This window comes from Streptomyces sp. NRRL S-455 (assembly GCF_000717875.1).
Lineage (GTDB): Bacteria > Actinomycetota > Actinomycetes > Streptomycetales > Streptomycetaceae > Streptomyces.
Window position 1 is genome coordinate 1 of record NZ_JOCT01000018.1, and the last position, 25,445, is coordinate 25,445.

Genomic DNA, 25,445 nt, shown 5'->3' on the forward strand with positions numbered 1-25,445 from the left:
CTGCGGGCAGTCGTGCCGCTGGGGCGATGGGGGTCCCCCCTGCTCGAGCGAAGCCGAGAGCTTGGGGGAGGGTGGGCGCAGCGGCACCCCGCAGCGCCGAGTTGCGCGATGCCCCGGCCTCAGGACCAACGCCCAGCACACTCGGAACGTCGGTTCACCGGGCCGACCACAGGCCTCTTACCACTGCGGCGGACTCGCGATGGACCTGGCCAGCACATCGTCCAGCACCCGCGCCGTCTCCGGCACGTCCAGCTGCGAGTTGTCGATGATCGGCAGACCGGACCCGTACCACCCGGCCATCCGCCCATGGATACGCGCGACCTCCTCGTCCGTCAGCCGCCGGTTCCCCGAGCGCTCCGCATTGCGTTCCAGAACGATGTCCAGCCCGGGAAGGAGGACGACCGGCAGCAGCCCCGGCCCCACATGCCGCTTCCAGCCACCGAGGCCGACGACCGGCCGGTCGGGGAAGACCGCGTCGTCGAGGATGCACGAGATGCCGTTGGCCAGGAAGTTCCGCGCGGCGAAGCCGCAGGTGCGGCGGGCGAGGCGGTACTGCGCCTCGGAGTTGTCGTTCCACCCGGACTGCGGGTCGGCGAAGCCGGAGCGGACCCACTCGCGTACGTCGTCGAGGCTGATGTGCGCCGTGGGAACCCGGCGATGGTCCGCCCAGTACTTGGCGACGCTGGTCTTGCCGGCGCCGGCCGGCCCGATGAGCAGCACGGCGAGCGTCGTTCCCGCCGGGTCGGGTGCTGCGGCGGCGGGCGGCACGCTCGGCACACCCACCGGCCCGGCCGGTGGCAGCGGCACATGGCCGGTGGTGTCCGGCACGGGAGGAACAGAGGCGTGCTGGGGAGGCGGGGCATGCGGTGACGGCGCGGGCGGGGGCGCGGGGTACCCAGGCGGCGGGGGAACGGGCGCGGAGCCCTGGTGGGCGCCCGGTTGCTGGGGGCCCGGGTGGTGTGCGGCCGGCGACCAGCCGGCGGCCGGTCCGTGCCCCGTCTGGTGGGGCGGCGGCAGCGGAGAACCCACTGCGTGCTGCATCCGGTGCCACTCCGTCTCGTACAGGCGATGGGCGCTGACAGCGAGGGCGGAACCCGCTGTCACCGAACGGTACCGCCCCTGGTCGTCGTTGTGTGAACGGCCGGGGGCGGTCCGAAGTGCCCGGCCCGTAAGGCGATTTCGGGCGGAAGGCGCGCCGTGGTACTTACTGGCCCACTTCGCCGTACGCGGCGAGCAGCACGGCCGGGTCGGGTCCCTCCAGGACGGTGGGTTTGGCCAGACCGTCGAGGACGATGAAGCGCAGCAGATCGCCGCGGGACTTCTTGTCGACCTTCATGGTCTCCAGCAGCTTGGGCCACTGGTCGTGGCGGTAGTGCAGGGGCAGCCCGACCGATTCCAGGATGGTGCGGTGGCGGTCGGCCGTCGTGTCGTCCAGCCGGCCCGCGAGGCGGCCGAGTTCGGCTGCGAAGTGCATGCCCACCGAGACCGCGGCGCCGTGGCGCCACTTGTAGCGCTCGTTCTTCTCGATGGCGTGGCCGAGCGTGTGGCCGTAGTTGAGGATCTCTCGCAGGCCCGATTCCTTCAGGTCCGACGAGACGACATCGGCCTTGACCCGGATGGAGCGCTCGATGAGCTCGGCGGTGTGGGGCCCTGCCGGGGTGCGGGCGGCCTCGGGGTCGGACTCGATGAGGTCCAGGATCACCGGGTCGGCGATGAAGCCGGCCTTGATGACCTCGGCGAGTCCGGAGACGTAGTCGTTGACCGGGAGGGAGTCCAGCGCGGCCAGGTCGCAGAGCACACCGGCGGGCGGGTGGAAGGCACCGACCAGGTTCTTGCCCTCGGCGGTGTTGATGCCGGTTTTGCCGCCGACGGCCGCGTCGACCATGGCGAGGACGGTGGTGGGGATGGCGATCCACCGCACCCCGCGCAGCCAGGTGGCGGCCACGAACCCGGCCAGGTCCGTGGTCGCGCCGCCGCCGACCCCGACGATCACGTCCGAGCGCGTGAACCCGGACTGGCCCAGCGCCTTCCAGCAGTAGGCGGCGACCTCGGCGGTCTTGGCCTCCTCGGCGTTGGGCACCTGGATGGCGACCGCCTCGTAGCCCTGCTCGGCCAGGTCGGCACGGAGCGCGTCGCCGGTCTCGGCCAGGGCCTCGGGGTGGACGATCCCGACGCGCTTGACCTGGGGACCGATCAACCCGCCGAGTTCGGCGAGGAGTTGGCGGCCCACCAGGACCTCGTAGGGGTCGGTGCCCGCGGTGCCGCCGACCTGGATCCGCGTCACAGCCTCAGTCATGCGTCCTTCAACTCCAGTGCGTCCAGGGCGGCTTGGGTCACTTCTTCGGGAGTGCGGCCGTCGGTGGCGACCACGACCGTGGCGGCCTCTTCGTACAGGTGCCGACGGGCCTCCATCAGCTCGCGCCACTGCTTGCGGGGGTTGACCGCGAGCAGTGGCCGGGCCGCGTTGAGACCGGTGCGCTTGACCGCCTCCTCGACGTCCATCGACAGGTACGCCACTCGCTGCCCGGCGAGCAGCGCACGCGTGTCGGCGTCGAGGACGGCGCCGCCGCCCAGCGCCAGGACTCCGTCGTGCTCGGTGAGCGCCTTGTGCACGGCCGCCTTCTCGATCGCCCGGAAGGCGGGCTCGCCCTCGTCGACGAAGATCTCGGCGATGGTCCGTCCCTGCGCGGCGACGATGTCGTCGTCGGTGTCCCGGTAGGCGACCCCGAGCCGCTCGGCCAGCAGCCCGCCGACGGTGGACTTGCCCACCCCCATGGGGCCGACCAGGACGACCAGCGGCCCGCTCATCGGATGGCGAGGTTGTCGAGGTACGAGGTGACGTTGCGGCGGGTCTCGGCCACCGAGTCGCCGCCGAACTTCTCCGCCACGGCGTCCGCGAGCACCAGGGCCACCATGGCCTCGGCGACGATACCGGCGGCCGGGACGGCGGAGACGTCGGAGCGCTGGTGGTGGGCCTGCGCCGCTTCGCCGGTGGTGACGTCGACGGTCTGCAGGGCGCGCGGGACCGTCGCGATGGGCTTCATCGCGGCACGGACGCGCAGCAGCTCACCGGTGGTGAGGCCGCCCTCGGTGCCGCCGGAGCGGCCGGAGGTACGCCGGATGCCTTCGTCGGTCTTCACGATCTCGTCGTGCGCCTGGGAGCCGGGGATCCGCGCCAGCTCGAAGCCGTCGCCGATCTCGACGCCCTTGATCGCCTGGATGCCCATGAGCGCGCCGGCGAGCCGGGCGTCCAGCTTGCGGTCCCAGTGCACGTGCGAACCCAGCCCGACGGGCACGCCGTAGGCCAGCACCTCGACCACACCGCCGAGGGTGTCGCCGTCCTTGTGGGCCTGGTCGATCTCGGCGACCATCGCCTTCGACGCGTCGGCGTCCAGGCAGCGCACCGGGTCCGCGTCCAGCTTCTCCACGTCCGCCGGCGTCGGATACACACCCTTCGGCGCCTTCGCCGCGGCCAGCTCGACCACGTGGCTGACGATCTCGACGCCGGTCGTCTCCTTCAGGTACGACCGGGCCACCGCGCCCAGCGCCACACGAGCGGCGGTCTCACGGGCGGAGGCCCGCTCCAGAACGGGCCGGGCCTCGTCGAAGCCGTACTTCTGCATGCCGGCGAGGTCGGCGTGGCCGGGCCGCGGGCGGGTCAGCGGGGCGTTGCGGGCGAGTCCGTCGAGGATCTCCGGGTCGACCGGGTCGGCCGCCATGACCTGTTCCCACTTCGGCCACTCCGTGTTGCCCACCATGACCGCGACCGGGGAGCCGAGGGTGAGGCCGTGCCGGACGCCACCGAGGAAGGTGACCTCGTCACGTTCGAACTTCATGCGGGCACCGCGCCCATAGCCCAGGCGTCGCCTCGCGAGATGGTCCGCCACCATGTCCGTGGTGATCGGCACGCCGGCGGGAAGACCCTCCAACGTCGCGACGAGTGCGGGACCGTGGGATTCCCCCGCGGTCAGCCAGCGCAACCTGCTCAACGGTGCTCCTCAGTGCTCACGGCCTGCTTACTGCCCAGCGTACGCATGTCACCGCGTACGGCGACGGGCGGACCGGATGCGCGGCCACGGTCCGCCGCCTCCGATCCTCCCACGTCCCGGGAACGGCTCCGATCCGAGTCCGGCAGACGGACAGCCGGGACGAAGGGCGCAGCCATGACGCCCCGTGTGCACGCGAGCCCCTGGACTGTGCCGGCTGACGCGTCAGCCCCGCTGGGCTGCCTCGCGCATCGCGGCGAGCGGCGAGCGGGGGTCGCCGGTGAACTGCCGGAACTGGAACACCGCTTGGTGGACCAGCAGGTCGAGGCCGCTCAGCACCTGGCCGCCACGCTCCGCCCACGCCGCCGCCAGAGGCGTGGGCCAGGGCTCGTAGAGCACGTCGAAGAGGGTGCCCACCCGCGCGGGCACCTGCTCGGCCAGCGCGTCCGTTCCCCCGGCGGGGGTCGTGGAGACGACCAGGGGCGCCTCGAAGGCCCGCGCCGCGTCGGTCCACTCGGCGGGCCGGACCCGGACGCCGAGCCGCTCGCCCCACTGGCGCATCTCCGCCGCGCGTCGCTCGCTGCGCACGTACACGGCGACCTCTCCCGTGCAGATCCTGGCGAGTGCCGCGAGTGCCGAGGACGCCGTGGCGCCGGCGCCCAGGATCGCCGCGCTCTCCACCTTCTCCACACCGCGTTCGTGCAGAGCCGCCACCAGCCCGGGGATGTCGGTGTTGTCACCGACGAGCCGTCCGTCCGGCTGGAAGACCACGGTGTTGACCGCCTCCACCGAGGCCGCCGTGCCGGTGATCTCGTCGAGCAGCGGGATCACCGCACGCTTCAGCGGCATGGTGAGCGACAGCCCCGCCCACTCCGGGCCGAGCCCCGCGAGGAAGCCGGGCAGCGCCTCCTCGTCGATCTCGAACCGGTCGTAGGACCAGTCGGTCAGTCCCAGTGCCCGGTACGCCGCGGTGTGCAGTCGCGGTGACAGGGAGTGAGCGATCGGCGAGCCGAGAACGGCGGCCCGGCGAGGTGCGGCCATCGGATGTTCCTCAGTTGTTCCGCGAGGCGTTGAACTTGTCGACCAGCTTCTGGTGCTCTGCGTTGGTCTTGGTGAACTCGCTGGTCTTGCCGTCCAGCGAGATGAAGTAGTACCAGCCGTCCTTGGTCGGGTTGAGCGCGCCCTTCAGCGCCTCCTCCCCCGGATTGTCGATCGGTCCGGGCGGCAGGCCCTTGTGGAAGTACGTGTTGTACGGGTTGTCGTAGGTCCGCAGCTCGCTCAGACTCAGATCGATCTTGCTCTGGTTCTTGATGTAGTTGTACGTGGAGTCGAACTCCAGCATGCCGTTGGTCTGCGGGTTCCCCTGCTTCATACGGTTGTAGACGACCTCGGCCATCTTGCGGAAGTCGTCGTGGCTCGTGCCCTCGGCCTGGGCCAGGCTGGCGACGGTGATCAGCTGCCAGGGGCCTTCGAGTCCGAGGCTGTCGGCCTTCTGCTCGACGCCGAGCTTCTCGTACGTCTCGGTGGCCCGCTGGACCATCTGCTTCAGAACGCCCTCGGGCGTCTGCCCCTTGGCGATGCCGTAGCTGGAGGGGTAGAGGAACCCTTCCAGCGGGTCCTTGACGCCCGGGTGGTTCATCGCCCAGCCGGGCAGGCCGAGCTTCTTGTAGTCCTTCTTGGCGACCGCGGCGGTGGTGCCTTCCTTGACCTCCAGCCGCTTGTCGATGAGGCGGTAGATGTCAGCGTTGCGCTTGCCCTCGGCGATGATCAGGTTGTCGCGGCTCTCCGGGCTGAGCATCATCTCGACCGCGCTCTCGGCCGACATTTGCTTCTGCAGCGTGTACACGCCGTCCTGGATGTTCCGGCCGTCGGGGTTGCCCGCCTGGGCCGAGACGAAGGCGTCGACGCTCTTGACGACCCCCGCGGACTTCAGCACCCGGCCGATCTCGTAGCCGTCCGCGCCCTTGGGGATCTCCACGGACACTTCCTGCCCGCTGCCGTCCCCGGCGAAGTCCGGGGCATCGGCGAAACGATCCTGGAAGAACTGGTAGCCGAAGTAACCGACACCTCCCACACCGCCGCCGAGGATCAGGACGACCAGCAGGCAGGCCATGCCGTTGCGGCGCTTCTTGGGGTTGCCGCCGCGTCCTCGCTCGTCGTCGCGCCCGCGGCGGTCCCGCTGCTCGTCATCGTCGTCCCCGCCCGCGAAGAAGGCGTGCTCGCCCTGGTCGGGCCCGGGGTCCCAGTCGGTCTCCGGCTCCGGCTCGGCGCGCCGCCGGCTGGGCGGTTCCGGCGGTGGGTAGGCATCGGCCGTGCCGTAGTCGTCGGCCTGCTCCGGGCCGTACCCGGCGGCCTGCTGCCCGTAGGGGTCCGCGGCGTCACCGGGGTACGGCGATTGCTGGTGCGATCCGGTGGCCCAACCGCCCTCGTCGTACTGCTGTTGCTGGTGCTGGTTCTGCTGCGGGCCCTGCCCCTGCGTGTACCCCTGCCCCTGGTAGGGCTGGTGCCCCTGCGCCGCGTACTGCTGGTCGTACTGGTACTGCTGTTGCGCCTGACCGTATCCGGCGTGTTCGCCGGTGCCCCAGTCACCGTACTGCTGCTGCTCTGGATAGTGCTGCGGCTGGCCGCCGTAGGGGGACTGCTGACCCTGGTGGGCCTGCTGTCCTCCCCATCCGCCGTCCCCGTACAACGGGTCCTCCGGATGCCACGGTTCGGAGCCTGGGCCCCGGCCATACTCAGTCATCGATCCCCTAGAGCCGCGAGGCGGCGGTCACGCGGCTTCCGGCCCGGCTCCCGTCCCGCCTCTTGCTGTGCGGTGGCTGTTCGAACGCCGCCACATCGCGCGGAACGTTACCGTATCGCGATCAGATGACCACTTCGACGCCTTCGCCGGGTGCTTTACCTGACACCCGTTCGGATTCAAGGGCCTGTTGCAGGATGACCACGGCTGCTGCCTGGTCGATGACGGAACGCCCCTTCTTGGACCTCACGCCCGAAGCGCGCAGTCCCTGACTGGCCGTCACCGTCGTCATGCGTTCATCGACGAGTCTCACCGGAATCGGCGCGATCATGCGCGCCAGTTCCTGGACGAAGCCACGGACCTTGACCGCGGCCGGACCCTCGCCGCCCTTGAGGGAGCGCGGGAGACCGACCACGACCTCGATCGGCTCGTACTCCTCGACCAGTTGCTTCAACCGCCGCTGAGCTGCGGGAACATCACGCCCCGGGACCGTCTCCACCGGGGTGGCGAGGATCCCGTCGGGGTCGCACGAGGCGACCCCGATGCGGGCGTCCCCGACGTCGATCGCGAGTCGACGTCCTCTGCGCATCTGCTTGACCCGATTCCTACTTGGCCGTCTCGGCGACTAGGCGCTCGACCGCATCGACGGCGTCACCGACGGCGGCCGGGTTCTGGCCGCCGCCCTGGGCGACGTCCGGCTTGCCGCCACCGCCGCCGCCGAGGGTCTTGGCGGCGGTGCGGACCAGGTCACCGGCCTTCAGACCGCGCTCACGGGCGGCCTCGTTGGTGGCGATGACCGTCAGGGGCTTGCCGTTCGCCACCGTGAACAGGGCGACGACGGCGGCCCGGCCGCCCTGGATGCGTCCGCGCACGTCGAGAACCAGCTTGCGCAGGTCGTCGGCGGTCGTGCCGTCCGGGACCTGACCGGTCACGACCGCAACCCCACGGACGTCCTTGGCGGACTCGGCGAGACCGGCGGCGGCCTGGAGGACCTTCTCGGCGCGGAACTTCTCGATCTCCTTCTCGGCGTCCTTCAGCTTGCCGAGCATGGCGGAGACCTTCTCCGGGAGTTCCTCCGGGCGGCCCTTGATCAGCTCCTGGAGCTGGGCGACGACCGTGTGCTCCCGGGCGAGGAAGTTGTAGGCGTCCACGCCGACCAGGGCCTCGATGCGGCGGACACCGGAGCCGATGGAGGACTCGCCGAGCAGCTTCACCAGACCCAGCTGGGCGGTGTTGTGCACGTGCGTGCCGCCGCACAGCTCCTTGGAGAAGTCGCCGATGGTGACCACGCGGACGCGCTCGCCGTACTTCTCGCCGAACTCGGCGATGGCGCCCTGCTTCTTGGCCTCGTCGATGCCCATGACGTCGGCGCGGACGTCGAGGTCGCGGGCGAGCACCTCGTTGATCTTCTGCTCGACGTCGGTCATCACGGCCGTCGGGACGGCGGACGGGGAGCCGAAGTCGAAGCGGAAGCGGCCGGGCTGGTTCTCGGAACCGGCCTGGGCGGCCGTCGGGCCGAGGGCGTCGCGCAGGGCCTGGTGGGTCAGGTGCGTGGCCGAGTGGGCACGGGCGATGGCCTTGCGGCGGCGGTCGTCGATGGCGGCGTGGGCCTTGGCCCCGACGGTGACCTCGCCGACCTGGACGACGCCCTTGTGCACGTAGACACCGGGGACCGGCTTCTGGCAGTCGCGGATCTCGATGACGGCACCGGAGTCGACCTTGATGCGGCCGGTGTCGCCGATCTGGCCACCGCCCTCGGCGTAGAAGGGGGTGCGGTCGAGGACGATCTCGACCTCGTCGCCCTCGGTGGCGGCCGGGGAGGAGGCACCGTCGACGAGGATGCCGACGATCGTGGACTCGCTCTCGGTGTCGGTGTAGCCGATGAAGTCGGTGGCACCGGCCTGGTCGGCGATCTCACGGTAGGCGCCGGCGCCGGCGTGCCCGGTCTTCTTGGCCTGGGCGTCGGCCTTGGCGCGCTCCCGCTGCTCCTTCATCAGGCGGCGGAAGCCGTCCTCGTCCACGGAGAGGCCCTGCTCGGCGGCCATCTCCAGGGTGAGGTCGATCGGGAAGCCCCAGGTGTCATGGAGCAGGAAGGCCTTGTCGCCGGGCAGGACGGTGCCGCCGGAGGCCTTGGTGTCGCTGACGGCCGTGTCGAGGATGTTGGTGCCGGCCTTCAGCGTCTTGAGGAAGGCGTTCTCCTCGGCGAGGGCGACCTTCTCGATGCGCTCGCGGTCGGTGATGAGCTCCGGGTACTGCTGGCCCATCATCTCGATCACGGTGTCGATCAGGTCCTTGACGACCGGGCCGGTGGCGCCGAGCAGGCGCATGTTGCGGATGGCGCGGCGCATGATGCGGCGCAGCACGTAGCCGCGGCCCTCGTTGCCGGGGGTGACGCCGTCGCCGATGAGCATCACGGAGGTGCGCATGTGGTCGGTGACCACGCGCAGGGAGACGTCCGAGGCCTGGGCGTCGCCGTAGCGGACGCCGGTCAGCTCGGTGGCCTTGTTGATGACGGCCATCGAGGTGTCGATCTCGTACATGTTCTGCACGCCCTGCAGAATCATGGCGAGACGCTCGAGGCCCAGGCCGGTGTCGATGTTCTTGCTGGGCAGGTCGCCGAGGATCGGGTAGTCCTTGCCCGGTCCCTCGCCCCGCTCGTACTGCATGAAGACGAGGTTCCAGATCTCCACGTACCGCTCGTCGTTGACGGCGGGGCCGCCCTCGGCGCCGAACTCGGGGCCGCGGTCGTAGTTGATCTCGGAACAGGGGCCGCAGGGGCCGGGGACGCCCATGTCCCAGTAGTTGTCCTTCTTGCCCAGGCGCTGGATGCGCTCCTTCGGCACGCCGACGACCTCGTGCCAGATGCGCTCGGCCTCGTCGTCGTCCTTGTAGACGGTGATCCACAGGCGCTCGGGGTCGAGGCCGTAACCGCCCTTGTCCTGGGGGCTGGTGAGCAGCTCCCAGGCGAGCTTGATGGCGCCTTCCTTGAAGTAGTCGCCGAAGGAGAAGTTGCCGCACATCTGGAAGAACGTGCCGTGCCGGGTGGTCTTGCCGACCTCTTCGATGTCCGGCGTGCGCACGCACTTCTGGACGCTGGTGGCACGGGCGAAGGGCGGCTTGACCTCACCCAGGAAGTAGGGCTTGAAGGGCACCATGCCGGCCGGGACGAGGAGCAGAGTCGGGTCGTCCGCGATGAGCGACGCCGAAGGGACGACGGTGTGACCGCGCTCCTCGAAGAAGCTCAACCAGCGGCGGCGAATCTCAGCCGACTCCATCAGTGGTCCTCATTCCGGTTGTACGGGTACGTCTGGTAAGCCGAGCCCTCGACGTACTTCGGGTTGTTGCGGTTCTCGATGGCGGGGTACCGCCGGGGTGCGGGGAGTTCGGGGTTCTCGTTGATCCCGAGGGCGTCGCCCAACTCGGCTTCCCGCACGGCCATGTTGTGCCGGACGTCGAGCGCGAAGTCCACCGCGCGGTCCTTGATGCGGTGACCGGCCTCGAGCGCCTTGTTCCCCGCTGTTCTGGCAAGGCTCTCGGGGGTCAGCTGCTTCAGCTTGCGGTTGACCTTGGTGGTGGCCCAGACACCGGCGGCGACGCCCGTGGTGAACCAGAAGGTACGGCGGAACATCGCTGGCTCTCAGTCCTTCTTGCCTCGGGTGCTGCGCCGGCTGACCGTGCGGCCGACGATCACGGCCCGCCTGGACTCCTTGGCCGGCGCCTCCTCCTTGCGGCCGCCGATGGCCCGGCGCACGCCGTACCCGAAGGCGGCGACCTTGACCAGGGGGCCGCCGAAGGTGGAGGCGACGGTGGTCGACAGTGCGGAGGCGTTCGACGTGACCTCCTGGACGTCGGAGGCGATCGCGTCGACCCGGTCGATCTGGGTCTGCGCGGAACGCACCGCCGTGGAGGCGTCCGCCAGCAGCGGGACGGCCTGGTCGGTCACGTCCGCCACCAGCTTGGTGGTCGCCTTGAGCGTCTGGGCCAGCCTCGCCAGCGCGACGGCGAGGAAGGAGACCAGGATCGCCCAGAAGACGGCCACCAGGATCCCGGCCACCTCTCCACCGGACACTGTGTGCACCCGCTCCCTGAAACGTGCCTGAACATCGAAAAAGTCGTGCCACGAGCCTATCGCGCCGGGGGTGGCGCTCCGTACCGGATTACCGCCCCGGGGCAGGGCAATCGCGAAAGCCCGCTGTTCCCCCGCCCGAGGGCGGGGGAACAGCGGGCTGAAGTACCGCGCGCCTGCTGAGAAATCAGCGGGCGTAGTACTCGACGACGAGCTGCTCGTCGCAGATCACCGGGATCTCCTTGCGGTTCGGCTCGCGGTCCAGGCGGAACGCCAGGGCCTTGAGGTTCACCTGGAGGTAGCGCGGGGTCTCGCCCTCGGGGGCGAAGCCACCCTCACGGGCGATCGTGAAGAGCGTCTTCTCCTTGGAGCGCTCGCGCACCTGCACGACGTCGTCCGGGCGGACACGGAAGGAGGGCTTGTCGACCTTCTTGCCGTTGACCGCGATGTGGCCGTGGGTGACCATCTGGCGGGCCTGGTAGATCGTGCGGGCGATGCCCGAACGCAGGACCAGGGCGTCGAGACGGCGCTCCAGCTCGATGATCAGGGCCTCACCGGTCTTGCCCTGGACCTTGGAGGCACGCTCGTAGGCGCGGACGAGCTGGCGCTCGGACACGTCGTACTGCGCGCGCAGGCGCTGCTTCTCGAGCAGACGGACCTTGTAGTCCGAGTTCTGCTTGCGGCCGCGGCCGTGCTCACCCGGCGGGTAGGGGCGGGCCTCGAAGTACTTGACGGCCTTCGGGGTCAGCGCGATGCCGAGGGCACGCGACTTCTTGACCTTGGGGCGGGACTGGTTCGCCACTGTCTCTCATTTCCTTGATTCGGCTTGTCAGGGTTGTGGGAGGTCGCATCCGCAGCCGGGGAATCCCGCCTCGCCCTTGCGGACGGGGTGGGCAGCCGCTCCCCTGGTCTGGGCACATACGTGCAGCACGCGAGTGGCCCACCGGCCGCTCCCGCCGCAGGGCGGGTGGTGGTGGGCTGCCCGCGACACCGTTCGACGGTGCGCGACGCTCCTGGAGCCGATTCCGGAGAACCGTGCCCCCGACTGGCTCCGACCGACTGTCCCGTTCTGACTGCACGAGACGCGGCACTTCGGACGAGTTTACAGGGTGCTCAGGACCGCTTTCGACCGAGGTTCTTCCGGGTCCATTCGACGGCGTCCGCGTAGCGGGCCTCCGCGCCGTGCCGGGTGGGCTCGTAGTACTCGCGGTCCTTGAGGGCGTCCGGGGCGTACTGCTGAGCGGCGATGCCCTCGGGCAGGTCGTGCGGATACACGTACCCCTTGCCGTGGCCGAGCTTGGTCGCGCCCTTGTAGTGGCTGTCCCGCAGATGCGCGGGGACCGGGCCGGCCAGGCCCTTGCGGACGTCCTCCAGCGCGGCGCCGATCGCGGTGGTCGCGGCGTTGGACTTCGGCGCGAGGGCGAGGGCGATGGTGGCGTGGCTGAGGGTGAGGGCGGCCTCCGGGAAGCCGATCATGGCGACGGCCTGGGCGGCGGCGACCGCCGTCTGCAGGGCGGTCGGGTCCGCGAGACCGATGTCCTCGCTGGCGGAGATCATCAGGCGCCGGGCGATGAAGCGGGGGTCCTCGCCGGCCTCGATCATGCGGGCCAGGTAGTGCAGGGCGGCGTCGACGTCGGAGCCGCGGATGGACTTGATGAGGGCGCTGGCCACGTCGTAGTGCTGGTCGCCGTCGCGGTCGTACTTCACGGCGGCCCGGTCGACCGTCTCCTCCAGGGTGGTCAGGCCGATCTCCGTCTCGCCCTTGTCGAGGGCGGCTCCGGCGGCCGCCTCCAGGGCGGTGAGGGCGCGGCGGGCGTCGCCGCCGGCGATGCGCAGCAGGTGGTTCTCGGTCTCCTCGGGGAGGGTGACGGCGCTCTTGAGGCCGCGCTCGTCGGTGAGGGCGCGGCGGATGAGCCCTCTGATGTCGTCGTCCGTGAGCGGTTCGAGGGTGAGCAGCAGGGAGCGGGACAGCAGGGGTGAGATCACCGAGAAGTACGGATTCTCCGTGGTCGCCGCGATGAGCGTGACCCAGCGGTTCTCGACGGCCGGGAGCAGGGAGTCCTGCTGGGCCTTGCTGAAGCGGTGGATCTCGTCGAGGAAGAGGACCGTCTCCTTGCCGTACCCGCCGGAGGCTCGGCGGGCGCCGTCGATGACCGCGCGGACCTCCTTGACGCCCGCGGTGATCGCGGACAGCTCGACGAAACGGGCGTCGGTGGCCTTGGAGACGACGTACGCCAGGGTGGTCTTGCCGGTGCCGGGCGGGCCCCAGAGGAGCACCGAGGAGGCGCCGGCCGGTCCGGAGGCGCCCTCGCCGACCAGTCTGCGCAGGGGTGAGCCGGGCTTCAGCAGGTGCTGCTGGCCCACGACCTCGTCGAGGGTGCGCGGGCGCATCCGCACCGCCAGGGGGCTGCTGGTCGGTTCCTTCTCCTGGCGTTCTTCTGCTGCGGCGGTGAACAGGTCGGGCTCCACGTCAGAAACCCTAAATCACGGCACCGACAATCCGGCCGGGCCCCGGAACGCCCGGGTCAGCTGGTCCAGAAGTCCCACCAGCGGGTGAGGACCAGCATGCCGATGATGCCGACGTGCAGCACGGGCATGACCCAGGTGAACTCGCCGAAGAAGCCCTTGAGCCAGCTCGGGGCGGGCAGGAAGCCCTTGCGGATGTTGAACGACGTCACGTACCAGAACATCAGGATCGTGGCGACCCAGGCCAGGCAGCACCACAGGCACAGCGCGTTGATCCGGTACAGGGACTGGAACATCAGCCAGGCGCAGAAGCCGACGCCGAACAGGCAGCCGGCGTTGAAGGTGAGCCAGTACCAGCGCGGGAAGCGGGCGCGGGCGAGCAGGGCCACTCCGACGCCGATGACGATCGCGTAGGTGACCAGGCCGAGCATCGGGTTCGGGAAGCCGAAGACCTCGGCCTGCTTGCTCTCCATGACGCTGCCGCAGGAGACGACGGGGTTGAGGCTGCAGCCGGGCGTGAACGTCTTGCCCTCGACCTTGGCCTCGAGGATCTTGAACTTGTCGATCGTGATGACCCACGAGGCGAGCACCCCCGCCGCACCGGTGATCACCAGCAGCAGGGCCAGAGCCCGGCTGCCGCCCTCACGGCGGGGCGCGATCTCGGCGCGCTCCGGCTGGGCCTCCGTGGAGACGTCCTTCACTGTCGTCTTGCTCATCCCGCCCGATTCCGTCACTCGAGACCCGGACAACTTCGGTCAGGGCCATTCTGCCGCACGGGGGCTGTGTGCACCGTTCAGTGGACATAAGCATGTCCGCAGGGTCGTCCCCGAGGGTTCGGTTCCGGCCAACGCTCGTAGCACGACAGCACAGGCGTACGGCCTTGGGAGAGCGAGGAAGGCGCCGAGAACCCCGGCGCCCTCCGAATGCGCCTCAGCCGAGCCGGGCCTCCAGCTCCGCCACGATCTCGTTCACACCCACCGCCGTCTGCTCGCCCGACTCCATGTCCTTGAGCTGGACGACGCCCTCGGCGAGGTCGCGTTCGCCGGCGACGATCGTGTAGCGGGCGCCGCTGCGGTTGGCGTTCTTCATCGCGCCCTTGAGGCCCTTGCCGCCGTAGGAGAAGTCGGCCGCGATGCCGTTCTTGCGCAGCTCCGTGACCTTGGCGAACAGGACGCGGCGGGCCTCCTCGCCGAGCGGGACGGCGAACACGCTGGTGGTGGCGGGCAGTTCGAGCTCGACGCCCTCCGCTTCCAGGGCGAGGACGGTGCGGTCGACGCCGAGGGCCCAGCCGACGGACGGCAGCGCGGGTCCGCCGATCATCTCGGACAGGCCGTCGTAGCGGCCGCCGCCGCCCACCGCGGACTGGGAGCCGAGGCCGTCGTGGACGAACTCGAAGGTCGTGCGGGTGTAGTAGTCCAGGCCGCGCACCAGCTTCGGGTCGTCCTCGAAGGCGACGCCCGCCGCCGTGATCAGCTCGCGGACCTCCTCGTGGTACGTCTTGCACGCGTCGCACAGGTAGTCGCGCAGCAGTGGGGCCTCCCCCAGCTGCTTCTGGACCGACTCGCGCTTGTCGTCCAGGACGCGCAGCGGGTTGATCTCCGCGCGGCGCAGTGTGTCCTCGTCCAGGTCCAGGCCGCGCAGGAACTCCTGCAGCGCGGTCCGGTACACCGGGCGGCACTCCTTGTCGCCCAGGCTGTTGAGCAGGATCCGGAAGTCGCTCAGGCCCAGCGAGCGGTACGCCTGGTCGGCCAGGATGATCAGCTCGGCGTCGAGCGCCGGGTCCTCGGCGCCGATCGCCTCGGCGCCGACCTGCGAGAAGTGGCGGTAGCGGCCCTTCTGGGGGCGCTCGTAGCGGTAGTACGAACCCGAGTACCAGAGCTTGACCGGGAGGTTGCCCGCCTTGTGCAGGTTGGCCTCCAGCGCCGCGCGCAGGACCGAGGCCGTGCCCTCGGGGCGCAGGGCGAGCCGGTCGCCGCCCTTGGTCTCGAAGGCGTACATCTCCTTCGTGACGATGTCGGTCGACTCACCGACCCCGCGCGCGAACAGCTCCACGCTCTCGAAGCCCGGCGTCTCGATGTAGCCGTAGCCGGAGTTGCGCAGCGGCGCGGCGATGGCCTCGCGGACGGCGAGGTACTTCGCGCTGTCCGGCGGGATCAGGTCGTACGTGCCCTTGGGGGCCTTGAAGGTGCTCACGGAAGGTCTCGTCACATTCCTCGTCGGGGAGCGTCGAAGGCTCCCTGGCCGGCCGCCACCTGCCGCAGATACGGGTTGGTGGCGCGCTCCTGGCCGATGGTCGTCTGGGGGCCGTGGCCGGACAGCACCACGGTCGAGTCGTCGAGCGGCAGGCACACGCGGGCCAGCGAGTCGAGCATCTCGGCCATGTCACCGCCGGGCAGGTCGGTGCGTCCGATGGAGCCGGCGAACAGCAGGTCGCCCGAGAACAGGATCGGCGGGATGTCCGCCGCCTCGGGCATGCCGAAGGTCACCGACCCCTTGGTATGGCCGGGCGCGTGGGCGACGGACAGCTCCAGGCCCGCCAGCTCCAGCTTCGCCCCGTCGGCCAGCTCCTTGACGTCGTCCGGCTCCCCCACGGTCAGCTCGCCCAGCAGCGGCATCCCGATGGAACGGCCGATCCCCTTCTCGGGGTCGTTCATCATGTACCGGTCGTCGGGGTGGATCCAGGCCGGCACGTCGTGCGCGCCGCACACCGGGACGACCGAGGCCACGTGGTCGATGTGGCCGTGGGTGAGGACGACGGCGACGGGCTTGAGCCGATGCTTCCTGATCGCTTCCTCGACGCCGTCGGCGGCCTGATGGCCGGGGTCGATGATCACGCACTCCTCACCGGCGGCGGGGGCGACGAGATAGCAGTTCGTCCCCCAGGCCCCGGCGGGGAACCCGGCAATGAGCACGATCGTCCTTCGTTGTGTCGATACGGGCGGCTGCGGCTGTCCACAGAGCCTACCGGCGCTGCCGATTCCTCAGCGAACCCATATACGGTACGGGGCACACGCAGGCGGTCGGCGCACAGGACCCGCGCGTACCGGTCGACGTATCAGACGCATGAGGAGAGAACCCGGTGGTCAGCCAGGAACAGCGGCGGCGTCAGCTCGCCCGTGAGAAGTACTTGCGGCAGCAGCAGCGGCGCACTCAGACGCGACGCAAGGCCCGCATCCGCAATTCCGTGATCGCCTCGGTCCTCGGCGTGGTCGTGGTGCTGTCCGTGACGGTCTTCCTGACCAAGCCGTTCGAGGACGACGGCAAGAAGGAGAACGCGGGCGCGGAGGTCACCCCGAGCGCCTCCCCCAGCAAGGCCCCGGACCCGTGCGAGAAGCCCGCCGCGGGCAAGGTCAAGTCGGACACCTGGAAGAAGGAACCGGCGATGACCATCGACAAGTCGGCGAAGTACACGATGAAGATGGACACGACCTGCGGCGAGATAGACATCGCCCTGAAGGCGTCGGCGGCGCCGCACACCGTCAACTCGTTCAACTTCCTCGCCGGAAAGGGCTACTTCGACCACAGCAAGTGCCACCGGCTCACCAACCAGGGCATCTACGTCCTGCAGTGCGGTGACCCGCAGGGCACCGGCATGGGCGGACCGGGCTACACGATCCCGGACGAGAACCTGAAGGACAAGAGCCTCAAGGGCGGGGTGTACCCGGCGGGCACGGTCGCGATGGCGAACCAGTACAACGCGCAGACGAAGCAGGGCCGGAACAGCGGCGGCAGCCAGTTCTTCCTCGTCTACCAGGACAGTCAGCTGCCGCCCGACTACACACCGTTCGGTACGGTGTCCGAGGCGGGCATGAAGGTCCTGCAGAAGATCGCCAAGGCGGGGGCGCAGGGGCCCGACCCTCAGACGGGCAACACGGCGCCCAACGCGACGGTCGTGATCAACAAGGCCACGGTCACGAAATCCTGATCCCCAACTGCGTAATTTCGGTCGCGCGGGATGCGGACACGCCCCCCGCCGGTCGCCTATGTTGGCCGTGACGAAACTGTGGACGATGCCCGGGGGTGCCACAGGCCCCTCGCAGGCATCATGTGGAGGAGGCGCTGTGAGCAGCGACCCGTGGGGCCGCGTCGACGAGACGGGGACCGTGTACGTGCGTACGGCCGACGGCGAGCAGGTCGTCGGTTCCTGGCAGGCAGGCTCCCCCGAGGAGGCGCTGGCCTATTTCGAGCGCAAGTACGAGGGCCTGGTTGTCGAGATCGGCCTCCTCGAGAAGCGAGTGAAGACCACCGACCTGTCCGCGAAGGACGCCCAGGCCGCGATCGACCACATTCGCGAGCAGGTCGACGCGCACCATGTGGTGGGCGATCTGGACGCGCTGCGGGTCCGGCTGGACAAACTCGTGGAGCTGGTGGAAGCGCGCCGTGAGGAGCGCAAGGCGCAGCGGGCGAAGCAGTCCGACGAGGCGCGCAAGGCCAAGGAGGCGCTGGTCGCCGAGGCCGAGGAGCTGTCGCGGTCCGACCAGTGGCGGGCGGCCGGTGAGCGGCTGCGAGCCCTGGTGGACACCTGGAAGGGTCTGCCGCGGCTGGACCGCAAGTCCGACGACGAGCTGTGGCACCGGTTCTCGCACGCCCGGTCGGCGTTCTCCAAGCGGCGCAAGCAGCACTTCGCGCAGCTGGACGCGCAGCGCGAGGAGGCGAGGCGGACCAAGGAGCGGCTGGTCTCCGAGGCCGAGGCGCTGTCGAACTCGACGGACTGGGGTGCGACGGCCGCGCGCTACCGCGAGCTGATGGCCGAGTGGAAGGCCGCCGGCCGTGCCCAGCGCGAGCACGAGGATGATCTGTGGAACCGCTTCCGCGGCGCCCAGGACATCTTCTTCGCGGCCCGCAGCTCGGTCTTCGCCGAGCGGGACGCCGAGCAGGCGGAGAACCTCAAGCTCAAGGAGGAGCTGGCCGAGGAGGCCGAGAAGCTTCTGCCGATCACGGACCTGAAGGCGGCCCGGGCCGCGTTCCGGAACGTGAACGAGCGCTGGGAGGCCATCGGTCACGTGCCGCGCGACGCCCGGCCGAAGGTCGAGGGCCGTATGCACGCCGTCGAGCGGGCCATCCAGGAGGCGGAGGAGGCCGAGTGGCGGCGGACCAACCCGGAGGCACGTGCGCGTGCCGAGGGTCTGACCGGCCAGCTGCAGGCCGCCGTGGACAAGCTGAGGGGCCAGATCGAGCAGGCCCGGGCGCAGGGCAACAACGCCAAGGCCGACAAGCTCCAGCGTGAGCTCGAGGGCCGGCAGGCGCTGCTGGACCAGGCGCTGAAGGGTCTGCAGGAGTTCGGGGGCTGATCAGTCGGCACAGGAGGACATGCGAAGGGGGCTCCCGTACGTGTCGTACGGGAGCCCCCTTCGCGCGCTACGGCCGGTTACGACCTGCTGCGCGCCGAGGTCACCCGGTACACGTCGTAGACGCCCTCCACGCCCCGGACCGCCTTCAGCACATGGCCGAGATGCTTCGGGTCGCCCATCTCGAAGGTGAACCGGGAGGTGGCCACGCGGTCGCGGGAGGTCTGGACGGCCGCGGAGAGGATGTTGACGTGCTGGTCGGACAGCACCCGCGTGACGTCGGAGAGCAGGCGGGAGCGGTCCAGTGCCTCGACCTGGATGGCCACCAGGAAGACCGAGGACTGGGTGGGCGCCCACTCGACGTCGAGGATGCGCTCCGGCTCACGGGAGAGTGAGTCGACGTTGACGCAGTCGCTGCGGTGAACCGATACGCCACTGCCGCGGGTGACGAAGCCGATGATGGGGTCGCCCGGGACGGGCGTACAGCAGCGGGCCAGCTTGACCCACACGTCCTCGACGCCCTTGACGACGACGCCCGGGTCGGCGCTGGAGCGGCGCTTGCGGCTGCGGCCGCGGGCCGGCGGGACCGACTCGTCGATCTCCTCGGTGGCGGCCTCCTCACCGCCGAGGGCCTGGACCAGCTTCTGCACGATGTTCTGCGCGGAGACGTGGCCCTCACCGATCGCCGCGTACAGCGCGGAGATGTCCGCGTAGCGCATCTCGTGCGCGAGGGTCACCAGCGAGTCACCGGTCAGGATGCGCTGGATCGGCAGGTTCTGCTTGCGCATCGCGCGGACGATGGCGTCCTTGCCCTGCTCGATCGCCTCGTCGCGGCGTTCCTTGGAGAACCAGGCCCGGATCTTGTTGCGGGCCCGCGGCGACTTGACGAAGCCGAGCCAGTCGCGGGAGGGGCCGGCGCCGGGTGCCTTGGAGGTGAAGACCTCGACCAGGTCGCCGTTGTCGAGGGTGGACTCCAGCGGGACCAGCCGGCCGTTGACCCGGGCGCCTATCGTGCGGTGGCCGACCTCGGTGTGGACCGCGTAGGCGAAGTCCACCGGGGTGGCACTGGCCGGGAGCGCTATGACGTCGCCCTTGGGGGTGAAGACGAAGACCTCGTTGCGGGAGAGGTCGAAGCGCAGCGATTCCAGGAACTCGCCGGGGTCCTCGGTCTCCTTCTGCCAGTCGAGGAGCTGCCGCAGCCACGCCATGTCGTTGATGGCGTCCTTGTCCTTGCCGGAGGACTTGGGGGCGTCGGTGCGGACCTTGGAGGCGCCGGCGACGGCTTCCTGCTTGTACTTCCAGTGCGCGGCGATGCCGTACTCGGCGCGGCGGTGCATGTCGAACGTGCGGATCTGCAGCTCGACCGGCTTGCCGCCGGGGCCGATGACCGTCGTGTGCAGCGACTGGTACATGTTGAACTTGGGCATCGCGATGTAGTCCTTGAACCGGCCGGGGACCGGGTTCCATCGCGCGTGCACCGTGCCGAGGGCCGCGTAGCAGTCGCGGACGGTGTCCACGAGGACGCGGATGCCCACCAGGTCGTAGATCTCCGCGAAGTCCCGGCCGCGGACGATCATCTTCTGGTAGACGCTGTAGTAGTGCTTGGGGCGGCCGGTGACGGTCGCCTTGATGCGGGCCGCCCGCAGGTCCTGCTGGACCTCGTCGGTGACGATGGCCAGGTACTCGTCACGCTTCGGTGCCCGCTCGGCCACCAGCCGGACGATCTCGTCGTACATCTTGGGGTAGAGGATCGCGAAGGCGAGGTCCTCCAGCTCCCACTTGATGGTGTTCATGCCCAGGCGGTGGGCGAGCGGCGCGTAGATCTCGAGGGTCTCGCGCGCCTTCTTCTCCTGCTTCTCGCGCTTGAGGTAGCGCATGGTGCGCATGTTGTGCAGGCGGTCGGCGAGCTTGATGACCAGGACGCGCGGGTCCTTCGCCATGGCGACGACCATCTTGCGCACGGTCTCGGCCTGGGCGGCCTCGCCGAACTTGACCTTGTCGAGCTTGGTGACACCGTCGACGAGCAGGGTGACGACGTCGCCGAAGTCGCGGCGCAGGTCGTCCAGGCCGTACTCGGTGTCCTCGACGGTGTCGTGCAGCAGGCCCGCCATCAGCGTGGCGGGATCCATGCCCAGCTCGGCGAGGATGGTGGTGACGGCGAGGGGGTGCGTGATGTACGGGTCGCCGCTCTTGCGCTTCTGACCGCGGTGCCAGCGCTCGGCGACCTGGTAGGCCCGCTCGATCTGGCGGAGCGTCGCCGTCTCGATCTTCGGGTCGTTGCCGCGCACTATGCGCAGCAGCGGCTCCAGCACCGGGTTGTAAGGGTTCGCGCGCTGCACGCCGAGCCGGGCCAGACGGGCGCGGACGCGGTTGGAGGAGCCGGTGCGGGCGGGCTGGCCCGCGCTCTGGCGCACGGCGGGCGGAGCGGGCTTGGGGCGCGACTGCTCGGCGGGCTTGTCGACCGGCGCCGACTGGGCGTGCTCGACCGGCCCGCGGGAGTCGTTCTTCGCGTGCGGCGTGTTCGGCGCGGGCTTGGCCGCGGCTGCCGAGGCGGACTCGGGCTTGGCGGCGGTCAGGTGCTGGGCCTCGTCTGGCAAGAGGGCTCCTCGTGCGCGATCCGGGTCCCCGGTCAGGCTCCGGAGACCCCATGGTAGCGATCCTGAGCTCCGGGATCGCCTTCAGGCCAATGTGAGAGCCGTCTAACCGGCAAACGCCGGAGGCGGGTGCCGGATTCCTCCGGCCCCGCCTCCGGCACCCTACGTCGTCAGCGCGCTACTGCCGGGCAGCTCGAACCTCAGATCTCGCCGGCCGTCGCTCGCGGACGTCCGCGGAGCGGTCAGCGCCACTTGAAGAGGGCCGCGCCCTTGACCTTCATCTCCTTGATGTCGGCGACGTTCCCCCAGTGCACCTTGACGGAGCCCTTCTTGCCGCAGCCGGCGTCGTACCACTTCACCTGGCCTCGCGCGTCGGAGCCCTTGACCTTGACGCAGATACGGCCGCCGCGCTCGACTGCCCACTGGTAGCCGACCTTCAGACCGTCGCGGCCGATGATGCTGCAGTCGGAGTCCTTGACCTTGCTCCAGCGGCCGGGGACAGAGCCCGCGTTCTTCCACGAGCTCGAGCAGCTCGCACCAGCGGGCGACGAGATGCTCGCCGGAGCGGCGTTCACGGGCGCCGCCGCCGCGGTGATCGCTGCCGCGGACACCAGCGTGACCGCCCCCGTGGCGATCTTGCGTGAGATCAACACTCGAATCCTCCGTTTCCTTGTTCCCGCTCGCACCCACAAGTGGGTCGGTCAGGCGAGCGGGGTGGTCGGAATCGATCATTCCAACCCCTTTTGGCGCCCTACAAGGATCTTGAGCAACATCTGAGCTAATGGATCAAGCGAGGGTGTGGCGGCTCGCTCCAGCAATGTGCGCAAACGTGAGGGCGGGTGCCCCGGGAGTTCCGGGGCACCCGCCCTCACGATCTCGGCCATCTCAGACGGTGATCAACGTCTCCAATGGTGCGCCTGCCAGCGCGGGCTCGAGCCGCTGCCTGCCGTGGAGGAAACCGAGTTCCATGAGGATCGCGACACCGCTGACCTCCGCTCCAGCTCGACGGATGAGCTGGAGGGACGCCTCGACGGTGCCGCCGGTGGCAAGGACGTCGTCGACGATCAGGACGCGGTCGCCGGCGGCCAGGTCCTCGGCGTGCACCTCGATCTCCGCCGAGCCGTACTCGAGGTCATAGGCCTGGGCGAGGGTGGCTCCGGGGAGCTTGCCCGCCTTGCGCACCGGGATGAAGCCGAGGCCGGCGCGGACGGCGACCGGAGCGCCCAGGATGAAGCCGCGGGCCTCCAGACCGACGACCTTGGTGGCGCCGGTGCGCTCGGCGATCTCCGACAGGGCGTCGGTGAGCGCGGTGAACGCCGCCGGGTCCGCGAGCAGCGGGGTGATGTCCTTGAACATCACACCCGGCTCCGGGTAGTCGGCCACGTCCCGGATGCGGCTGAGCAGCAGTTCCTTGATGTCGGTCACCGGCGCTTCCCCGAGGGACGGCCGCGTCCGCGGGTGCGGGACGCCGGCTGGTTGCGGGGGCCGACGACGGCGGGCGCGGCATCCTCGGGCTCACCGGCGTACGACTCGTCGTGCACCTCGGTCTCGCCCTTGTCGCCGGACTGGGCCCGCTTGGCCAGGACTCGCTTCTTCAGGGCCTTCATCTGCGGCTCGCGCTCCTTGAGGTCGGCGACCAGCGGCGTGGCGATGAAGATCGAGGAGTACGCACCGGCCGCGAGACCGACGAACAGCGACAGCGAGATGTCGTTCAGCATGCCGGCGCCGAGCACACCGCCACCGATGAACAGCAGGCCCGCGACCGGCAGCAGCGCGACCACCGTGGTGTTGACGGAGCGGACCAGGGTGCTGTTGATCGAGCGGTTGGCGATGTCGCTGTAGGTCCAGCGGGTCTGTTTGGTGATGTCCTTGGTCTGTTCCTTGAGGCTGTCGAACACCACGACCGTGTCGTAGAGCGAGTAGCCGAGGATGGTCAGCAGACCGATCACCGTGCCCGGTGTGACCTCGAAGCCGACGAGGGCGTAGATACCGACCGTGATGGTGATGTCGTGGATCAGTGCGACGAACGCCGCGAGAGCCATGCGCCACTCGAAGGCGATCGCGAGGTAGATCACCACGAGCACCATGAAGATGCCGAGGCCCTGCCAGGCCTTGTTGGCGATCTGGTCACCCCAGCTCGGGCCGACCAGTTCGGCGTTGATCTGCTCCGCCTCGACCTTGAGGTCGTCGGACAGCTGGTCCTTGATCTTGTCGGCGGCGCCGGTGTCGATGCCGGCGACCTGGATGCGCATGCTGCCGTCGCCGAGCTTCTGGACGATCGCGTCGTGGCCGGAGGCCTCCTCCGCGTACCCCTCCGCCTGGGACACCGAGGCGCTGGTGTTCTTCGGGGTGGTGAAGACGGCGCCGCCCTGGAACTCGATGCCCATGTGCAGGCCCCGGACCGCCAGGCCGACGATGGCCGTGATGGTGATCAGGATCGACAGGCCGTACCAGAGCTTGCGGTTCTTGACGAAGTCGTAGCCGACCTCGCCACGGTGCAGTCGGGCGCCGAGGTTGCCGAGTTTCGACATCTCAGGCCTCCTTGGGGTCGACGGGGACGGCAGGACGGCGGGTGCGGCGCAGCGGCGGCTGGACACCCAGGCTCTTCGGGTCGAGGCCGGACCACTTGTGGCCGTTCGCGAAGAACGGGCGGCGGGCCATGAGCGTCAGCAGCGGCTTGGTGAAGAAGAACACCACGACCACGTCGAGCAGGGTGGTCAGACCGAGCGTGAACGCGAAGCCCTGGACCTTGCCGACGGTGACGATGAAGAGCACGGCGGCGGCCAGGAACGAGACGAAGTCGGAGACCAGGATGGTGCGCCGGGCGCGCGGCCAGGCCCGCTCGACGGCGGGGCGCAGCGAGCGGCCCTCGCGGATCTCGTCACGGACGCGTTCGAAGTAGACGATGAACGAGTCCGCCGTGATGCCGATGGCGACGATGGCGCCGCAGACGGCCGGCAGGTTCAGCGCGAAGCCGATGGTGGGGCCGAGCAGCGACATGATCGTGTAGGTCAGCGCGGCCGATACCAGCAGCGAGAGGATCGCGATGAACGACAGGCCGCGGTAGTAGACCAGCAGGTAGATGACGACCAGCGCGAGGCCGATGGCGCCGGCGATGAGACCGGCCTCCAGCTGCTCGCCGCCGAGCGCGGCGGTCACCGTGGTGACGCTGTCCTCCTCGAAGGACAGCGGCAGGGCTCCGTACGACAGCATGTTGGCGAGACTCTTGGCCTCCTCCTGGGTGAAGCTGCCGGAGATCTGCGCGTTGCCGCCGCCGATGGCGGTCTGGACGAACGGGTGGGAGACGACCTCGTCGTCCAGAACGATCGCGAACTCGTTCTGCGGGGTGGTCTGCTGCGCGAGCTTGCCGGTGATGTCGGCGAACTTCTTGGTGCCCGCGGAGTTGAAGGTCATGTCGACCTGCCAGCCCCCGGCACCCTGGGTGTTGAGGCTCGCCTGGGCCTTCTTGATCTCGGTGCCGTCGACGGCGACCGGGCCGAGAAGGAACTTGCTCCATGCCGTGCCGTCCTGCCCGCAGGCGACGGTGGGCTGGTCGTTCTTGGCCGCCTTGCCCGCGGTGGCACGCTGCTTCGGGTCGGAGCAGTCGAGGGCCGCGTACTCCTTCTCCAGCCCGCCGGACGGGGAGCCGGTGGTGCTCGACGGCGAGGGGCTGCCGGAGGCCTTGGGGCTGTCGTCGGCGGACGGTGTGGCGTCCGCCTTCAGCGCGTCGGTCACGGCACGGCCCTGAGAGGTGGCGGAGGCCGACGGGCTCGGGGAGCCGGACGTCGCGGAGTCCTTGGCCTTTTCGGAGCCGGACGCGCTCGGGGAGGCGCTCCCACCGGAGCTCGCGCTCGGGGTGGGCGCAGCCTCGCCGGGGGCGGCCTCGCGCTGCAGGACCGGGCGGAAGTAGAGCTTGGCGGTGGTGCCGACCTGATCCCGGGCTTCCTTGGAGTTGGTGCCCTTGGGGATGTTGACGATGATGTTCTTGTTGCCCTGGGTCTGTACCTCGGACTCCGAGACGCCCAGACCATTGACACGGCGTTCCATGATCTCGACCGCGGTGTCCATGTTGGTCTTGTTGATGGCGTTTTCCTGGCCGGGCTCGGCGACCGCGCGGAGCGTGATGCTGGTACCGCCGGCCAGGTCGATGCCGAGACGGGGCTTCGTGTGCCCCGAGGCGAACATTCCACCGGTGAGCGCCGCGATGGCGATCAGGATCAGGACCAGCGAGCGCCCCGGCTTGCTCTGGGCGCTCGCGTTCCGGCCCTTTTTAGGTGTGGCCACCTTCTCGTACTCCCTCTCGGG

22 protein-coding genes are annotated in these 25,445 nt (G+C 69.8%); 2 read left to right on the forward strand and 20 right to left on the reverse strand.

The features are described 5' to 3' along the window. Positions 1–177: 177 nt before the first annotated feature. The 15 genes from IE97_RS0122750 to IE97_RS0122820 form a co-directional block, all read right to left on the reverse strand. Entirely contained in the window at positions 178–1,041 is an 864-nt protein-coding gene (locus IE97_RS0122750; RefSeq protein WP_063752211.1) for a Pro-rich N-terminal domain-containing protein, read from the reverse strand. 163 nt (positions 1,042–1,204) lie between these two features. Next, positions 1,205–2,296 carry a 3-dehydroquinate synthase gene (gene aroB / locus IE97_RS0122755; protein ID WP_030243637.1) on the reverse strand — a complete coding sequence of 364 codons (1,092 nt, stop codon included), beginning with the start codon at positions 2,294–2,296 and terminating at the stop codon, positions 1,205–1,207. Beyond that, positions 2,293–2,808 (reverse strand): shikimate kinase, encoded by a 516-nt coding sequence (locus IE97_RS0122760; protein WP_030243639.1) that lies wholly within the window; start codon positions 2,806–2,808, stop codon positions 2,293–2,295. Before IE97_RS0122760 ends, aroB begins: the two co-directional genes overlap by 4 nt. Beyond that, positions 2,805–3,989: a chorismate synthase gene (gene aroC, locus IE97_RS0122765; RefSeq protein ID WP_030243642.1), complete on the reverse strand. Its 1,185-nt coding sequence runs from the start codon at positions 3,987–3,989 to the stop codon at positions 2,805–2,807. Before aroC ends, IE97_RS0122760 begins: the two co-directional genes overlap by 4 nt. A 222-nt stretch (positions 3,990–4,211) precedes the next feature. Continuing rightward, positions 4,212–5,027, reverse strand: a complete 816-nt coding sequence (locus tag IE97_RS0122770; protein WP_030243644.1) for a shikimate dehydrogenase — start codon at positions 5,025–5,027, stop codon at positions 4,212–4,214. Positions 5,028–5,037: 10 nt separating this feature from the next. After that, positions 5,038–6,729 carry an endolytic transglycosylase MltG gene (gene mltG, locus IE97_RS0122775; RefSeq protein ID WP_030243646.1) on the reverse strand — a complete coding sequence of 564 codons (1,692 nt, stop codon included), beginning with the start codon at positions 6,727–6,729 and terminating at the stop codon, positions 5,038–5,040. Positions 6,730–6,850: 121 nt separating this feature from the next. Beyond that, positions 6,851–7,315 (reverse strand): Holliday junction resolvase RuvX, encoded by a 465-nt coding sequence (ruvX, locus tag IE97_RS0122780; protein ID WP_030243647.1) that lies wholly within the window; start codon positions 7,313–7,315, stop codon positions 6,851–6,853. Positions 7,316–7,331: 16 nt separating this feature from the next. Beyond that, complete coding sequence (gene alaS, locus IE97_RS0122785; protein WP_030243648.1) at positions 7,332–10,001, reverse strand: alanine--tRNA ligase; 2,670 nt, start codon at positions 9,999–10,001, stop codon at positions 7,332–7,334. Beyond that, positions 10,001–10,354 carry a hypothetical protein gene (locus IE97_RS0122790; RefSeq protein WP_030243649.1) on the reverse strand — a complete coding sequence of 118 codons (354 nt, stop codon included), beginning with the start codon at positions 10,352–10,354 and terminating at the stop codon, positions 10,001–10,003. The genes alaS and IE97_RS0122790 overlap by 1 nt, the downstream gene beginning before the upstream one ends. A gap of 9 nt (positions 10,355–10,363) precedes the next feature. After that, positions 10,364–10,804 carry a DUF948 domain-containing protein gene (locus IE97_RS0122795; RefSeq protein WP_030901392.1) on the reverse strand — a complete coding sequence of 147 codons (441 nt, stop codon included), beginning with the start codon at positions 10,802–10,804 and terminating at the stop codon, positions 10,364–10,366. A 175-nt stretch (positions 10,805–10,979) separates the two neighbouring features. Beyond that, the gene (gene rpsD, locus IE97_RS0122800) at positions 10,980–11,594 is read right to left on the reverse strand and encodes a 30S ribosomal protein S4 (protein ID WP_030243651.1); all 615 of its coding nucleotides are present in this window, start codon (positions 11,592–11,594) and stop codon (positions 10,980–10,982) included. Positions 11,595–11,905: 311 nt separating this feature from the next. Then, the gene (locus IE97_RS0122805) at positions 11,906–13,261 is read right to left on the reverse strand and encodes a replication-associated recombination protein A (protein ID WP_030243652.1); all 1,356 of its coding nucleotides are present in this window, start codon (positions 13,259–13,261) and stop codon (positions 11,906–11,908) included. A 56-nt stretch (positions 13,262–13,317) separates the two neighbouring features. After that, the gene (locus IE97_RS0122810; protein ID WP_030243653.1) at positions 13,318–13,974 is read right to left on the reverse strand and encodes a vitamin K epoxide reductase family protein; all 657 of its coding nucleotides are present in this window, start codon (positions 13,972–13,974) and stop codon (positions 13,318–13,320) included. Between the two features lie 214 nt (positions 13,975–14,188). Beyond that, positions 14,189–15,451, reverse strand: coding sequence for a histidine--tRNA ligase (gene hisS / locus IE97_RS0122815; RefSeq protein ID WP_030243655.1), 1,263 nt, complete (start codon positions 15,449–15,451; stop codon positions 14,189–14,191). Positions 15,452–15,462: 11 nt separating this feature from the next. Next, a complete protein-coding gene (locus tag IE97_RS0122820; protein ID WP_030243658.1) occupies positions 15,463–16,170 on the reverse strand; it encodes an MBL fold metallo-hydrolase in 708 nt (235 codons plus the stop codon). Between the two features lie 167 nt (positions 16,171–16,337). Between IE97_RS0122820 and IE97_RS0122825 the strand changes: the two genes are divergently transcribed. Together IE97_RS0122825 and IE97_RS0122830 are read left to right on the forward strand one after the other, a co-directional pair. Beyond that, entirely contained in the window at positions 16,338–17,183 is an 846-nt protein-coding gene (locus IE97_RS0122825; protein ID WP_030243662.1) for a peptidylprolyl isomerase, read from the forward strand. A 136-nt stretch (positions 17,184–17,319) separates the two neighbouring features. Next, positions 17,320–18,549 (forward strand): DUF349 domain-containing protein, encoded by a 1,230-nt coding sequence (locus IE97_RS0122830; protein WP_030243665.1) that lies wholly within the window; start codon positions 17,320–17,322, stop codon positions 18,547–18,549. 77 nt (positions 18,550–18,626) lie between these two features. Here IE97_RS0122830 and relA read toward each other — a convergent pair whose 3' ends face one another. The 5 genes from relA to secD all read right to left on the reverse strand — a co-directional run bounded on the left by relA (position 18,627) and on the right by secD (position 25,424). Further along, positions 18,627–21,143 (reverse strand): GTP pyrophosphokinase, encoded by a 2,517-nt coding sequence (gene relA / locus IE97_RS0122835; protein WP_030243668.1) that lies wholly within the window; start codon positions 21,141–21,143, stop codon positions 18,627–18,629. Positions 21,144–21,382: 239 nt separating this feature from the next. After that, entirely contained in the window at positions 21,383–21,790 is a 408-nt protein-coding gene (locus tag IE97_RS0122840) for a hypothetical protein (protein WP_158708325.1), read from the reverse strand. Between the two features lie 235 nt (positions 21,791–22,025). Next, positions 22,026–22,565, reverse strand: a complete 540-nt coding sequence (locus tag IE97_RS0122845) for an adenine phosphoribosyltransferase (protein ID WP_030243672.1) — start codon at positions 22,563–22,565, stop codon at positions 22,026–22,028. Next, on the reverse strand, positions 22,562–23,671 hold the full coding sequence (gene secF, locus IE97_RS0122850; protein ID WP_030243674.1) for a protein translocase subunit SecF: 1,110 nt from the start codon (positions 23,669–23,671) through the stop codon (positions 22,562–22,564). The genes IE97_RS0122845 and secF overlap by 4 nt, the downstream gene beginning before the upstream one ends. A gap of 1 nt (position 23,672) precedes the next feature. Continuing rightward, positions 23,673–25,424 carry a protein translocase subunit SecD gene (gene secD, locus IE97_RS0122855; protein ID WP_030243676.1) on the reverse strand — a complete coding sequence of 584 codons (1,752 nt, stop codon included), beginning with the start codon at positions 25,422–25,424 and terminating at the stop codon, positions 23,673–23,675. Between the last annotated feature and the right edge of the window lie 21 nt (positions 25,425–25,445).